The organism is Aromatoleum evansii (assembly GCF_012910805.1).
Classification (GTDB): Bacteria; Pseudomonadota; Gammaproteobacteria; order Burkholderiales; family Rhodocyclaceae; genus Aromatoleum; species Aromatoleum evansii.
The window spans coordinates 87,277-100,172 of the sequence record NZ_WTVK01000019.1 but is presented as its reverse complement, the minus strand read 5'-3'; the positions used below and the strand labels follow the sequence as shown (position 1 = coordinate 100,172).

Sequence of the window (12,896 nt, the reverse complement as noted above, 5' to 3'; positions counted from 1 at the left end):
CTCCCCGCCCGATGCGACAAGACGAGTCGCTCCCATGTGATAGGCCTGCCGCAAGCGTTGTGCGCCGCCCCGGGCGACGAACGCGTCAGCCTCGGCAATCCAGCGCGTCGCGCGCGCGAGCGAGATGCCGTCGATGCGTGCGATTTCATCGGCGTCGGCGAGCGCGAAATCCTCGATGTCGCCCACGCCAGCATCGATGAGACGACGCGCGAGCTTCGGTCCGACCCCCTCGAGCAGGGCGAGCGTCGCGCCCGCCTCGTCCAGCCCAGTGCAGATCATCGCCTGGAGCGCGGCCAGCCGTTCGGGTAGCAGGGCCTCGTCGGAAGGAGCACCACCCTCCCCTTCCCGCGTGTCGCACTCGGACAGCAGGCGCAGCGCGCCGAGTAGTCTCACCGCTTCCTTGCGTGCTTCCTCAAGCGCCCATGGATCGTCACCGGTCGCGGCGCAGGCCTCGTTCATGTCCCCCCCGCGCGACCAGGCGCGCAGCATCACCGCCGTCTTCGCCGCGCCGACGAGCTCGCGCCCGTCGCGCTGTCCGAGCAAGCCCGCCCATTCGCCCAAGGGGATCGAGCGCAAGCGCGCCGGCTCGGCATTGCATGCCGCCGTGACGAAATCGAGATCATCCTCACTGGCCCGGATGCGCGCATTGAACTCCCCGGCCGCACAGACAAGCAGCAAGGCGTCGAGATACGACAAGGACTGTCCAAGCCGCTCGAATGCCGCTCTCCACGTCCGCACCGTCGCAGGCGAGAGTTGGCAGCGCACCGCGATGCGCCCGAGGCGCGTGGCGCGCAACCTCCCCTCCCCCGCTTCGAGCATTCCGGCGGCGAGCATCGCATCGAGGGCCTCGTGGATTTTCGCCGCGGCGTAATGCGCGCATTGGTGCGCGTAGAGCGAGCGGGCGAGCACCCGCTGGAGTTGTGCCTCCGTGCGCGCGTGGCCCGAACCGATCACAACCAGAACTTGCTCGGCAAGCGCAGCAGCGTCGATGAGCTGGCTGCGGATCGGCTCGAATCGTCCGTCGATGTACCGGCGAGCAGCCTTCTGGTTGTGCTGGGGGGCGAGCAACACGACTTCGCCGGCCGTATCGAGCCCGCGCCGCCCTGCCCTGCCCGCGATCTGCCAGACTTCGTTAACATCGAGATCGACCCACTCCCCCCGCTCGAACCTCTGCAGGTCGTGCAGGATCGCTTTCCGGCAGGGCAAGTTCACCCCGACCGCAAGGGTTGGTGTGCAGACGATCGCGTCGAACTCGCCCGCGCGAAAAGCCGCTTCGACCCGCTCGCGCTGACTGCGCGGCAGTCCCGCATGATGCGCCGCCGCCCGCATCCCCGCTTCACCCAGCACGCCGGCGAGCGTCTCGGTGCGCGGGCGCGACTGCACGAATACGAGCGATTGGCCGCCCTGGTCGCGCGTGCGGCGCACTTCGTCGACCACGATCTCGGCCTTTCCGCGCATCGCGTCCGTTCCAGCCTTGAAGGTTTCGATCCGCCACGCCAGCGGGATCGGCCTGCGGTCGGAGTGGTAAGGCGTAGCCCCGAGCCAGGTCGCAAGCTCGTTGCGGTTTCCGAGTGTGGCCGACAGCGCCATCACCCGCACATAGGGATTCACTGAACGCAGCCGCGTGATCACGCCTTCGAGGGTTGCCCCGCGTCGTCCGGCGCCGAGCAGATGCAACTCGTCGACGACCAGCAGATCAAGTGTTGCGAGCCAGTCGAGATTCGCCTCCCACCCGCGGACGTAGGCGTCGAACTTTTCCGCGGTGTAGATCCCGACCGCAACATCGCGCGGCGATCGGGTCTCACCTTCCTCGGCATCGAGCCCCATCTCGCCGGTGAAGACGCCGACGCCTGCCGCCGCCAGTTGCGGTTCGGTTCGCCAGGACTGCGCCAATTCCCGCGCGAGCGCTCGCAGCGGACACAGATAAGCCACACGAAGTCCGTTCAGGACGGTGCGGACGCTCGCCTGCCACGCGAGGAAGGTTTTGCCGGCGCCGGTGGGCAGTTGCAGCACGCAGGATGCATCAAGCACTCCTGCCGCGTCGATCGCGTCCTGGGTGGCGTGAAAAGGGTCGGTCAGTGCGTTGCGGTCCATGCAACCAAGCTACCGCAGTTCGCTTCAGGTTCAAGTGGGACATCGTATCGTCTATACTGAGACATCTGCAGGAGATCGAGACATGGCTTTAATCCTCAATCAGGATCCACCGAAAACCAAGGCGCAAACTCGGGCAACGCCGCAGGCCAAGTCGGCCGAGGGCAGCGAAAGCGAGCGCAAGCTCGGCCCCGTGCTGGCCAAGCGAAACATTCGGATCAAGGGCGCCGCAGGTGCGAAGAAGGGCTTTGTGGTCGCTAAGGTCGTGGTTGCGCGTGCCAACCCTGACGAGCGCATCGCATTGCTTCGCACGGGCTTTCCTGCAGTCGCGGTCGCGGACCTGGCCGATAAGATGGGGTGGTCCCGCGAGCATGCCTTCGACGCGCTGCGGTTGAAGCGTTCAACCGTGATGCGCAAGATCAAGGCGGAGGCGAAGCTCGAAACCAGCGAATCCGAGCGTCTGTTGTCCGTGGTTGACATCATCGATCAGGTGCAGGAAATGGTCGAGCGTGCTGGCACGCCAGACGGTTTTGATGCCGGCCGATGGGTCGGGAGCTGGCTCGACACCTCCAATCCCGCTTTGGGCGGGCGGCGCCCGGCCGAGTATCTCGATACCCATGAGGGGGTACAAATCCTCCGCAGACTGATCGCACAGATGGAAAGCGGAGCCTACGCATGATTGCGGCGTGGCGGATCGCCTCCGATTCGCGCGATTACACCGCAGACGATCTGACCGGCGCGGGCGCAAAGGTGTCCGGCGGGCGCTGGAATCGTGAGGGTGTCGCCATCGTCTATGCCGCCTCCTCTGCGGCACTCGCCTGCCTTGAGACGGTTGTGCATCTGGCTGCCGGAGCCCTCCCCCTCAATCGCTATTTGGTCCGAATCGATATTCCTGACGAGGTGTTCGCCAAGCGGACGCTTTTCGACCAGCTTGCGCCCGCTCCTCAGCGCGTGGGATGGGACGCCGAGCCCCCGGGCAGGATCAGCTTGCTGCTAGGCGAAGGATGGATCGCGTCGGGGGCGTCGGCGATCCTGGAGGTGCCTTCCGTGATCATTCCGGAGGAACGCAACATTCTGCTCAACCCCGCCCATCCGGACGCGGCGGCCATCACGGCAACAAAGTTGCGACGCTTTACGTACGACGCACGGTTGCGGTGAGCGTCGCGGGACGCGATCGCCCGTATGAATGTTGCGCGCTGCAAACGCCTGCACATGCAGTCGGTGGTAGCCTCACCTCATCAACATGAGGGTGGCAGAACATGACGCGCAAAACTCCTGTGACTTCGAAAGACGGCTACACAATATTCCATTGTGTGGAGGAAGGCCCTCCCCGCGTGGAGACATTCGAGATCGTTGGCCCCAATAATTTCCAGCAGGGCAATCTCACCGAAGGCCAGGCCTACGCACTATTGGACACGAGGGCCAATTTAGGCCGGAACAACGCTGCACCACCTCCTCCGCAGCGCCCAAAGCCGAGGTTCTGATGTGGCGCGCTGCGCGTTGACGGCTGCCTGGCGTTCATTGATCACTGCAGCAAGAGCGTCAGCGACGTTCGCGCGCTCGTAACCTGCTTCCCCGCTGGCGACCAACACAGCTTGCTCGCCACGGGCAAGCGGCGGTTGGCCGAGTCGTGACCCCGCGTTGGGGTTGGGAAGAGTGAACATGACCGCCCCACCCCATCCCTGCAAACTCGAACCGGCTCGTAACGGTGTCATAGCCCGCCACCGCATCGGTCGATCGTTGTAAGGAAGAACTCACTCGCATCTTGGGCTCCGCGAGCTATACGACAGTGCTGGCGTCGCTTGCCGAGACGTAGACTTGCCATTCTCGGTGAGGAGCGAGAGTCACAGTTTGCCTTGTCTGATATGGAGCCCTCATTTATGCATCCGGTCTCATCGATTCACCGCTGCTACGAGCTTAGTTACGCGGAGCGCAGGACGCCCGTCACTATCACCATCAAGGTGAACGCACGCCACGATTCGCACACGCGTATCAGCGGCATCATTTGCGTTGACGCGACGTTCGAGGACCCCAACGACCAACTCGATAAGCGTACGTTACAGAGCGGCACGCTGCTGAGAGCGGGCATCTCAACGCCGACCGAAGGAGTGCCGCACATTCGCGTTGAGGATTTCGTTCTGCCGCGTTGCTTGCGGCAGGCTGGTATCGGCACGTTCATCTGGTCGGCCATCTTCAGCGCTTTGCCGAGACAGATCAGTCAAAGCGTTCGACTGTCAGGCAGTTTGAGTGCGACTGACGCGACAACACCCAAGGTGGGTCGCGACGGCCTCGTCTTCAAGGAATGCAACCCGTTGTACAGTGGATTTGCGGACGTCAGCATTCCGAACATCGCGCGCCGTAATGCCTTCTGGCTACGCATGCTCGCCGACTCGGACAGGGTGTTCGCGTGTGATGCGGGCGGAAGCGGACGATTCGAGGGATTCTTCATTGACCCGGCGACTCATCCATCGTATCAGCCGGTATTCGCTGCTCGCCGTATCACTTGACCGCCGTGAGCGCGGACGCAGCAAGCGGGCTGGTCCGTATAACGGGCCGGCGATGACCGTGACGACTGGATCGCCGGGCAATGTATGTGCGCTGCGGCAGAAGTTCAAACGGCCCCGGCGAGATGGCATTCAAGCACAGGCGGGGTCGATACCGGTGAGGCGCCGCACTTGGCTGCGCCAGTTCTGAGCTGCGCGGCTGTCGCTGGGAGATCCGGGCACTGTGAGTTTGGTGCGGCGATCCGGAGAGATGAGGCGAACATGGCGGCTCGCGCGCTCGAGTTCCCACCCTAGTTTTACGAACACCTTGGCCCAGCCGTTGATCTTGTTGTCGGTGGAGATTCGCATGATCGGTTCCTGCGGTTTGAGTTTTGACGACTCCAGATTACGAAATCATCACCGCACTTCAAGCCGCGACATGGTAGCGAATCGCCCCTTGTATCCAAGACGTCGGCGCGCAGACTGGATTGCATGGCTATATCGCCCTCACTTCCGAAACGGGGATTCCGTCCATGTCCGAACACGGCACCATCACGCGTTACTTCACGCTCCTGCATAACGGCGCATCCCGGCTCATCGGCCAAGGAAAGGGTCACGCACCTATGCTGATCACCGTAAAGAGAAACGGGGAGTCGTCGACCGTAATCCCGAATGGATGGACAGGGGAGGCGGTCGGCGACTTCATCCGTGATGCGTGGGTCGCGCAGGACACGCTCTTCGTCGTAAGGATTCACGGGAAGTCCGGTCAGGTGGAGGTGCAGATCGAGTCGGGGGCTCATATGCACGTCCGCGACGACCTGCTCGAACATCTGCAAGACGTCCATCGCGCAGAATCGATTCTCGCCTTCGAGTTCTTCGGAAAGGAGGCTACGTACTTGGCGATGTGCCCGATCGTCGGGGCGTCGCTTGCAATGGCACCGCTGTTGGTCGGTCCCGCGAAAAGTTTTGACGCGCCGCCGCCCCCCACCGGCACGACCATTCATTGACCTTCGCCGCAGCGGCATGGACCTGTGGCAAGTTGCCACAACCTTCACGGCGACGGGGCGCGTGCCACTCCATCGGTGGTCGCTGTGGCAAGTTGCCACAGTGTGCGTCGAAGCCTTGCTCAACGTAAGTTAGTGACATAGTATCGTGCACGTTTTTCGTTTCTATCGAGCACGCTATGACACGAATTCTCGCGATCGCCAACCACAAAGGGGGGGTGGGCAAGACCACAACAACGATCAACCTTGCCGCCGAGTTCGGCCGGCAGGGGCTGTCGGTGCTGGTGGTTGACCTCGACCCGCAAGCCAACGCCAGTCTGCATATCGGCAAGAAACATCCATCCGAAGTGCCTGTGACGAGTGCGGAATTGCTCGGGGCAGAGATTGAAAAGCTGCCGCTGGCGATCCAGGAGGATACCCATCTGGAAGGGGTGTCCTTGATCTATGGCTCCCTCGCGCTAGGCCGCGCTGAGGACGACCTCAAGGATGCGGCGCCGCGGCCGTCGGAGGAGCTACGCTCCAAGCTGGAACCGCTCGATGGCGTCTTCGACGTAATTTTGATCGACTGTCCGCCGTCGTTGAAACTGCTCACCTCGAACGCACTGGCGGCCGCGACGGATGTCATCATTCCGGTTGAATCCGGCTCACAGTACGGCATGTACGGGGTCTCCGACCTTCTTCGACACATCGAGAAGATCAAGCGCGTCAACCCGAGATTGAAGGTGCTTGGGGCGCTGCTGATGCGTCACGATGAGCGACAGATGGTGTGCAAGTTCATTGAGACCTCGGCCCGCGAGCAGATCGGTAACATTCTGCCCATTCGCATCCCGACCAGTACCAAGGTGAATCAGGCGGCGATTGCCCAGACGAGTCTGCATGGGCTAGACCGTTCAGCGAAGATTTCGCGCGAGTTCCGAGAGCTGGCGCAGCACGTCGCCACAATGCTCGACCTGAAACTGAAAAAGGGGTAACTCGTCGTGGCCAAAGACATGAAAGCAATGCTCGCGAGAAAAATCGCGGAGAACACGGCGCGGCACGCCTCAGCGGTACAGGAAGTCGAGATCGACCTCGGCAAGAGCTACGAGAAGATTCCCGTCGAGCTGATCGAACCGAATCCCTATCAGCCGAGACGCACATTCCCTGCAGAAGAACTCCAGTCCCTCGCGGAGTCCATCAAGGCAAGCGGGCTGGCGCAACCGATCAGCGTTCGCAAGGTCGATGGGCGCTACCAGATCATCGCAGGCGAACGGCGCTGGCGCGCGCATCAGATGCTCAAGCTCACGCACATCGAGGCGCTGGTGTGTCCGGTCACGGATGACGAAATGGCGATCCTCGCCCTCGCCGAGAACGTCGACCGAGAAGATCTGTGCGATTACGAGATTGGGCGCGCGATCCGGCAAGTCGAGCATCTCTTCCCGAGTCGGACCAATCTGGCGGAATCGCTGGGTAAGGACCGAAAGGATATGTACCGCTATCTGGCTTTCTTCGACCTTCCGCAATGCGTGATCGATCGGCTGGAGATCAATCCGCGTGTGATGGGGCGTGCGGGTGCGGAAAAGCTCAAGGCATGCCTGGACAAGTTCGGCGATCGCGACAGCCTCGAAACGGTTTTGATGCAAGGCTGGACTGAGATGGAGGAGGGCAGACTAGAGCAGAGCAAGTTGCCCACCTTCATCGAGGTTGCGTTACGAAATGGGTCGCAGGCGGCCCAGGCGCGGCCCACGGAAACGGAATTACGACGCGCGGGCAAGAAGGTGGGTGGAGTGAAGCGCAGCGCGAACAGCCTTGTGGTCACCCTCAAGACGACGGCGTTCAGCGACGCTCAGCAATCCAAGCTCATCGCATTCGTTGAACAACTGGTGGAGGAGGGGGGCTAAAGTCCAGAGTGTGGCAAGTTGCCACACTCGACCGGCCGGAACTCTGTGGCAAGTTGCCACACTGCGAGCCGCAGACTGCCACTGTGGCAACTTGCCACAAAAAAACCCCGCACCGCCCGTTGAACGGGTAGTGCGGGGTTCTTCATTTTCGCTCCCAAGTGGGTCGCGTCAGCGGTTGCGCATCTCCAGGATCGTTGCCGCCAAACCCTCGAACTGCTTTTGGCCGATGACCGGCGCAACCCACGGCTGCATCTGCTCGATGCCATAGCGCAGGCGCGCTGCTTCAACCGCGCCCGCGTCGATTCCGACGAAGTACGGCGTCTCGCCCGCATCCGTGTCGCCCGTATCGAAGTCGAGCAAGCGGAACCAACCATTGCCATCGACGAGCGGACCAAGCCGCTCGGACAGCTCGTCCATCTCAGGGGAGGTGTAACCGCCATTCCCCCAGATGTCGATCGAGAAGTGAAGCGTGCGGCCTTCCAACTCGATCTCCTGCTCCGCGAACACGCGACCGAAGCAGGCGCACAACGGCGCAAAGGCCTCGGCCACTTGCACCATCGTGACGCCGTTCTTGAGGGTGATGCTGCCGGTGACCCGGCAATCGTGTGACGACATTTTCTGCTCCTTGAAGGTTTCGCGGAGCCGTCACCCCTGCGGGCGCGAGCCCCGCAAGGGTGGTGAAGTGGCCGGTCAGGATTCGCAACGAATCCAGCCCAGCGTGGGATACCACTTGGCCGTGACCAGATGCGGCACGAACAGGTGGGGGGTGTCACGATGGATCTGCTCGACCCAACCGTTGAAGTGCTCGAGCACCACGTCAGGAACCGGATTTAACCCGTTGACGATGGAGCCCAAGAGCTGGGGATCGAAATCCCCGTAGAAGGCTTGCGACTTGGCGCTGCAAGCGCGCACCGAGACGCGACCCGCGAGTCCGTCCACGTGGTAGTCGGACTCACCCCGATAGCTCGAGATGAACTGGGTCTTGACCATGGTCTGCTCCTGATGGATCGGGATTTCGCCCCTCGGAGCTAGACCCCGAAGGTGGAAAGTCCCCGTCAACAGAAGTCAGCGGGAGGCGCGTGCATTGCACGCTTTGTGAAAGGCTGGCGCGGCCAGCTACGAATACCGTCCGCAATGGACAGGTAAGTGATGTCAATCGTATAGCGCGCCGTCCGGCGCGGTCAAGCTCAGAAATCGGGCATCTTGTCGTCAAACACGCCACTCTCACTATGCGCGGGTGCGCCGACGACCTCGCTACCGAGGTGCTGTTTGAGGGCCGCACGGACCCGCTCGAGGCGATCCCTGCAAATCTTGTACGCGGCAGTGGATTCCTCGACGATAGGCAGCAGATCGTCGATCTGCATCGGGTTGCCGGTGCGCAGACGGTTGGCATTTGTCTCGAGCACGGCAAAGGCCTGGTCGAAGCTATTGGGGTCAAGATTCGATGTGGACATGGACGGTTCCATCCTTGAACTGAAGGTCGAAGTCGCCCGCAGCTTGCGCCGCGGCGACCGTGCTGATCGGGCGCCCCTCATGGCGGGCGATGATGAAGCCGCGAGCAAGCGTCGGTGCAGGCCCAAGGCTGAAGATGGTGGAAAAGAGTGATTGGGCCTCGCGCTCAGCGCGAGCCACGCGCTCCTGGGCCGTATCGAGCGTCTCACCGTGCGTGCGGGTAATCGCCTGCTCGGCCAAATCCACCCGCGCCAAGGCCCGTTCTGTGACGGAACTCAACTGCCGTGCCGTTTCGAACTGCGCACGCTCGATCTGCGCCACGGCGTCATCGCGGATGCGGCGGTAGAGGCCTTCGATGCGCTCCCCGGCTTGGGTTGTAACCGCAGTAGCCTGACTTCGCACCATCGCATAGTTGCGTTCTGCCCCGACCTGCGCGGTGTGCAGCTGATCGGTCGCCGCGGTGCGCACCGCTGTCTGGTATCGGACCACGGCGGCTTCGGCACCAGTTAGGCGGGCGTGAGCGCGCTCCATGATCACGGCGAAGGCATCCACCGCCGACTGTGCGCGCAATCGGATCACGTTCTCTATGCCCGCAATGACCTTTGACGGCGTATCGAAGACCCAACAGGCGACCTCATCAAGAATCGTGCGATCACGCTCGTGTCCGATGCCGACAAGGACGGGGAGAGATGCCTCGCAAATGGCGCGGGCGATGACCAACTCATTGAGCCAGGCCAGATCGGCGGCGGCCCCGCCTCCTCGGATCAACACCAGCGCATCGAAGGGGTGGAATAGGTGCTCGCCCAAGGCTTCGGTGATGGCGCACGTCACACTATCGGCCGCCGCCGGCCCTTGGAACGTCGCGGTGTAGTAGGCGAACGAACATACGCCGTTGTCAGCGAGCAGCTTGGCATTCGCCTGAAAGTCGCCCAGTCCGGCAGCCCCGGCGGGCGCCACGACGGCCACGCGGAAAAAATCGACGGGCCGGGGCATGTGGCGGTTGCGCTCGAAGACGCCCTCGGCGATCAGCGTTTGCCGGATGCGCTGCACCTTGGCGGCCATCTCCCCGACCGTGTAGGCCGGATCGATGTCGAGAACCTGCAGTGCCAGTCCATGCTGGACGTGGAACGTGACCTGTACCTGCAGCAGCACCTTGATTCCGGCCTGCAAGCGCGATCCGGTCGCCTCGGCGAAAGTGCGCTGGATCGCGTTGGCGACGTTGCGCCAAGCGTTGGCGCGCACCTTGGCGATGGCCGTTCCACGTTCGTCATGTTCAACCAGATCGAGGTAGAGGTGGCCGTTGCGCTCGCTCACCGCCGACAACTCTGCCCGCACCCATACCGGCACGCCGGCGTGTTGCTCGATGATCTCGCCGACCCGTCGCAGGAGCGAGGAGAGGCGGCACCCCTTGGGTGCAGTCGCGGGGCGAGCAGGAGAAAGGTCGAACTCGGCAGTCATATGCGGCAATGATGCCACGGGGCTCAGGTCTTACAAGGCCGCCACGGGGCTGAAAGTGGTAGCATACGGCCACTTTGGTTCGTCACGAACCGAACCGGTAGCTGGGCAAGACCGGGCGCCAAGCCAAATCCAGCCTTTCACCAACCCACGGGGTCATCCATGATCCCGTTAGGGGCCGTGGTGACTCCGTACTCGCAAGGAGTCACCACTATGCACGAACTACAAGCCAATCTGCTCGCGGCCACCGCGGAGCTGATGAGCCGCGCAGGTATGCGCCGTATGATCACGCGCGCCGGCACCGGCGGCGAGAACTACATCGATTTCGGTGTCGGTAACGGACGCAGACGCAGCAAGACCCTCATCCTTCCGAACCTCGCACGCGGCGCAACGGTATCCATCCTCGGGCTGCTCGAATCGACCGGCGCACAGGTCACGCGATGGCTGTTCAACGGCCAGGCAGGGACGGGAACGCGGCAGATTCTGCATTTCGGGGATAGCGGGCGCTGCGTGTTGGCGCTGTCGAAGGTGGCCGTCGCGGCGCACTATCGCGCGCTCTACACCGATCGCTACGACGACATCGTGGCCAACGAGGACAGTGCAACGGCAAACCGTATTCGCGCCGACATCCGTGTTGCGCCCGAGCGGTCCCGGCTGATCTTCCGCGATGCTTACGATCAGCCCGAAATCGTCGAGCTGCCGCCCGAGTCGTTGAGCCTGCCGCTTTTCCGTGCGCTGCGGGGCGAAGTGCAGCAGCTCGATGCGGACGGCTTCGCGCACCTGACCCCGCTGCTCGATACCGGACGCTATGCGCTCGAGGTCGCCCAACGGGATGACGGTCAGTATGGCTTGGGGCGTGGTTTCGACCTTCCGTCTGGACGGAGGATGGCCGCATGACTGCGGGGGCCTCACCTGAAATTGTCGCCTCGGCCATCGGCGCCGTCGGCACCGTGATCGCCACGGTACTGGCGTCTCTGGTGGCATGGATGCTCGGGCGCCAAGTCGCGCAACGCGACAAGCTCAGGGCGCAGTTGGCCGAAGCACATGCCGACATCGCCTTTTTGCTCGCCGTCGAGGAGCGCCGCTGCGCGATGCACCGCAGTCATCATGGACAGTCGCACAAGCTGCGCGTGCGTGAGCACGTCAGGCAAAGCAGCGGCTGCACGTGGTCCGGGCGGCATACGCCGGGGCGCGTCCAGTAAGTTCTGGATTGCGCAATCCACAACCCTTCGGGCGGCCGTCCGGTCGCCTTCACCCGCGCGGGACCGCTTCCCCGCGCGGGAGGCGGCTCCGCATTCTGCACAAGGAGCCATACAATGCTGAACAAGACCGAACTGCGGACCTTCGGCTACGAAATCCTGCCGGATCCCGATCAGGCCGGAATGTATTACTGGCGCAACGACCAGGACGCGAGTGAAACCTCGTTCCCGTCCGAAGCGGACGCGCAGATCGACGCCACCGACGACGCCCTTGGTCTGTTCGATGTCTTTCGCTGCGAGGCTTGCGCCTGCGTCCACGGTGCCGACCACGGCATCAACGTCGCAACCTGCCCACAGTGCAACGGCCCGATGACCGAACTGATCGACCAGCCCGACTGGGAGGAGGTGGTCGAGCATTTCGGCCTCGATACGTCGTTCCAATGGAGTGGCGAACAGATGATCGAGTACAGCCGGGCCTATCTTGGCTGGAACAACACGCCGTAGCCCTTCCCAAAAGCCCGCAATCGCGGCCCTCGTGAAACCCCGCCCGATCAGACGCACATGCGTCTGGTCGGGCTTTTTCGTTTACGGCGACGTCGCCCATTGCATGGTTCCATGGGCATGCGGGGCTCGGCCGGCTACCTGCGCAAGAGTTCGTATTGCGTGGTTGCATGTGCAACAGGGACGCGTTCTTGCCAAGACGCTTACTGGCGACCAGGAAAGGGGAGGGCCGCAAGCACTGCGCGGGGAGCGAGCCACGGGAACGCGCTAGCCCAAAAGCGCAATCAGCCCAATCTTGCACATCGAACCACACAATAGGCGCAGCCGCGGCGGCTGAATCGTATTGAGTGGTTGCTTGTGCAGCCAAGGCGCCATCCTGCCGGGGCGATATACCGCGAAACCTGCACATGGCACCACTCAATAGCGTGCAGGCAAACCATCCTTCTATTGAGTGGTCGTTTGTGCAACCGAAGGTTGTTACGCTGCGGCGACGCACCGCAGCAATTTGCACATGGAGCCACTCAATACCCGAATTCGCCTATGCAAACGAGCCCCCTGGCCAAGCGACGGGAAGTCTATTGAGTGGTTCCATGTGCAACGCCCCTGAAAATAGAGGGCCGGCAAGGTGCCAAATGGTGGGCAAACAGGCGGTTTGGCGCGACGGCGCACATGGGACCACTCAATACAGGTTGTGTTTTGGGGTCTGGAAGGCGATGGCTGCACATACAACCATACAATAGAAACCGCTCGATCCGCACAGCACACCCAACCACTCAATACTGCACACCGAACCACTCAATGGACAGACCAGAGCGCCTGAATGCCTTGTGGCGC

The 12,896-nt window shown here is 62.6% G+C and carries 15 protein-coding genes; 9 read left to right on the top strand and 6 right to left on the bottom strand.

Annotation, left to right across the window (positions count from 1 at the left end):
* Positions 1-2,094 (bottom strand): DEAD/DEAH box helicase (locus GO615_RS12025; protein WP_169128273.1); only part of this gene is annotated, 2,094 nt, incomplete at its 3' end.
* An 82-nt stretch (positions 2,095-2,176) separates the two neighbouring features.
* On the opposite strand from GO615_RS12025, the gene GO615_RS12020 reads away from it, so the two are divergent.
* The 3 genes from GO615_RS12020 to GO615_RS12010 all read left to right on the top strand — a co-directional run bounded on the left by GO615_RS12020 (position 2,177) and on the right by GO615_RS12010 (position 4,598).
* Entirely contained in the window at positions 2,177-2,770 is a 594-nt protein-coding gene (locus GO615_RS12020; RefSeq protein ID WP_169128272.1) for an Xre family toxin-antitoxin system antitoxin, read from the top strand.
* Complete coding sequence (locus tag GO615_RS12015) at positions 2,767-3,249, top strand: RES family NAD+ phosphorylase (protein WP_169128271.1); 483 nt, start codon at positions 2,767-2,769, stop codon at positions 3,247-3,249. Before GO615_RS12020 ends, GO615_RS12015 begins: the two co-directional genes overlap by 4 nt.
* A 722-nt stretch (positions 3,250-3,971) precedes the next feature.
* The gene (locus tag GO615_RS12010; RefSeq protein WP_169128270.1) at positions 3,972-4,598 is read left to right on the top strand and encodes a hypothetical protein; all 627 of its coding nucleotides are present in this window, start codon (positions 3,972-3,974) and stop codon (positions 4,596-4,598) included.
* Positions 4,599-4,727: 129 nt separating this feature from the next.
* Here GO615_RS12010 and GO615_RS12005 read toward each other — a convergent pair whose 3' ends face one another.
* Positions 4,728-4,943, bottom strand: a complete 216-nt coding sequence (locus GO615_RS12005; RefSeq protein WP_169128269.1) for a type II toxin-antitoxin system HicA family toxin — start codon at positions 4,941-4,943, stop codon at positions 4,728-4,730.
* 164 nt (positions 4,944-5,107) lie between these two features.
* On the opposite strand from GO615_RS12005, the gene GO615_RS12000 reads away from it, so the two are divergent.
* The 3 genes from GO615_RS12000 (at position 5,108) to GO615_RS11990 (ending at position 7,455) form a co-directional block, all read left to right on the top strand.
* On the top strand, positions 5,108-5,581 hold the full coding sequence (locus GO615_RS12000) for a hypothetical protein (RefSeq protein ID WP_169128268.1): 474 nt from the start codon (positions 5,108-5,110) through the stop codon (positions 5,579-5,581).
* A gap of 176 nt (positions 5,582-5,757) precedes the next feature.
* Positions 5,758-6,549, top strand: coding sequence for a ParA family protein (locus tag GO615_RS11995; protein ID WP_169128267.1), 792 nt, complete (start codon positions 5,758-5,760; stop codon positions 6,547-6,549).
* An 18-nt stretch (positions 6,550-6,567) separates the two neighbouring features.
* The gene (locus GO615_RS11990; RefSeq protein WP_169128266.1) at positions 6,568-7,455 is read left to right on the top strand and encodes a ParB/RepB/Spo0J family partition protein; all 888 of its coding nucleotides are present in this window, start codon (positions 6,568-6,570) and stop codon (positions 7,453-7,455) included.
* Between the two features lie 168 nt (positions 7,456-7,623).
* Here the strand turns inward: GO615_RS11990 and GO615_RS11985 are convergent, their stop codons facing one another.
* From GO615_RS11985 to xseA, 4 genes are all read right to left on the bottom strand, one after another.
* The gene (locus GO615_RS11985) at positions 7,624-8,070 is read right to left on the bottom strand and encodes a hypothetical protein (protein WP_169128265.1); all 447 of its coding nucleotides are present in this window, start codon (positions 8,068-8,070) and stop codon (positions 7,624-7,626) included.
* Positions 8,071-8,145: 75 nt separating this feature from the next.
* On the bottom strand, positions 8,146-8,445 hold the full coding sequence (locus GO615_RS11980) for a hypothetical protein (protein WP_169128264.1): 300 nt from the start codon (positions 8,443-8,445) through the stop codon (positions 8,146-8,148).
* A 197-nt stretch (positions 8,446-8,642) separates the two neighbouring features.
* On the bottom strand, positions 8,643-8,909 hold the full coding sequence (xseB, locus tag GO615_RS11975) for an exodeoxyribonuclease VII small subunit (protein ID WP_169128262.1): 267 nt from the start codon (positions 8,907-8,909) through the stop codon (positions 8,643-8,645).
* Positions 8,890-10,365 (bottom strand): exodeoxyribonuclease VII large subunit, encoded by a 1,476-nt coding sequence (xseA, locus tag GO615_RS11970; RefSeq protein WP_169128260.1) that lies wholly within the window; start codon positions 10,363-10,365, stop codon positions 8,890-8,892. The genes xseB and xseA overlap by 20 nt, the downstream gene beginning before the upstream one ends.
* Positions 10,366-10,524: 159 nt before the next feature.
* On the opposite strand from xseA, the gene GO615_RS11965 reads away from it, so the two are divergent.
* The 3 genes from GO615_RS11965 to GO615_RS11955 all read left to right on the top strand — a co-directional run bounded on the left by GO615_RS11965 (position 10,525) and on the right by GO615_RS11955 (position 12,065).
* On the top strand, positions 10,525-11,259 hold the full coding sequence (locus GO615_RS11965; RefSeq protein ID WP_169128259.1) for a hypothetical protein: 735 nt from the start codon (positions 10,525-10,527) through the stop codon (positions 11,257-11,259).
* On the top strand, positions 11,256-11,564 hold the full coding sequence (locus GO615_RS11960) for a hypothetical protein (protein WP_169128258.1): 309 nt from the start codon (positions 11,256-11,258) through the stop codon (positions 11,562-11,564). The genes GO615_RS11965 and GO615_RS11960 overlap by 4 nt, the downstream gene beginning before the upstream one ends.
* Positions 11,565-11,678: 114 nt before the next feature.
* Positions 11,679-12,065, top strand: coding sequence for a hypothetical protein (locus GO615_RS11955; protein ID WP_169128257.1), 387 nt, complete (start codon positions 11,679-11,681; stop codon positions 12,063-12,065).
* The last annotated feature ends 831 nt before the right edge of the window (positions 12,066-12,896 follow it).

Excerpts from the sequence above, each read along its gene's own strand:
- GO615_RS12020 (WP_169128272.1), top strand. The coding sequence starts at position 2,177 with ATGGCTTTAATCCTCAATCAGGATCCACCGAAAACCAAGGCGCAAACT.
- GO615_RS12015 (WP_169128271.1), top strand. The coding sequence starts at position 2,767 with ATGATTGCGGCGTGGCGGATCGCCTCCGATTCGCGCGATTACACCGCA.
- GO615_RS12010 (WP_169128270.1), top strand. The coding sequence starts at position 3,972 with ATGCATCCGGTCTCATCGATTCACCGCTGCTACGAGCTTAGTTACGCG.
- GO615_RS12005 (WP_169128269.1), bottom strand. The coding sequence starts at position 4,943 with ATGCGAATCTCCACCGACAACAAGATCAACGGCTGGGCCAAGGTGTTC.
- GO615_RS12000 (WP_169128268.1), top strand. The coding sequence starts at position 5,108 with ATGTCCGAACACGGCACCATCACGCGTTACTTCACGCTCCTGCATAAC.
- GO615_RS11995 (WP_169128267.1), top strand. The coding sequence starts at position 5,758 with ATGACACGAATTCTCGCGATCGCCAACCACAAAGGGGGGGTGGGCAAG.
- GO615_RS11990 (WP_169128266.1), top strand. The coding sequence starts at position 6,568 with ATGAAAGCAATGCTCGCGAGAAAAATCGCGGAGAACACGGCGCGGCAC.
- GO615_RS11985 (WP_169128265.1), bottom strand. The coding sequence starts at position 8,070 with ATGTCGTCACACGATTGCCGGGTCACCGGCAGCATCACCCTCAAGAAC.
- GO615_RS11980 (WP_169128264.1), bottom strand. The coding sequence starts at position 8,445 with ATGGTCAAGACCCAGTTCATCTCGAGCTATCGGGGTGAGTCCGACTAC.
- xseB (WP_169128262.1), bottom strand. The coding sequence starts at position 8,909 with ATGTCCACATCGAATCTTGACCCCAATAGCTTCGACCAGGCCTTTGCC.
- xseA (WP_169128260.1), bottom strand. The coding sequence starts at position 10,365 with ATGACTGCCGAGTTCGACCTTTCTCCTGCTCGCCCCGCGACTGCACCC.
- GO615_RS11965 (WP_169128259.1), top strand. The coding sequence starts at position 10,525 with ATGATCCCGTTAGGGGCCGTGGTGACTCCGTACTCGCAAGGAGTCACC.
- GO615_RS11960 (WP_169128258.1), top strand. The coding sequence starts at position 11,256 with ATGACTGCGGGGGCCTCACCTGAAATTGTCGCCTCGGCCATCGGCGCC.
- GO615_RS11955 (WP_169128257.1), top strand. The coding sequence starts at position 11,679 with ATGCTGAACAAGACCGAACTGCGGACCTTCGGCTACGAAATCCTGCCG.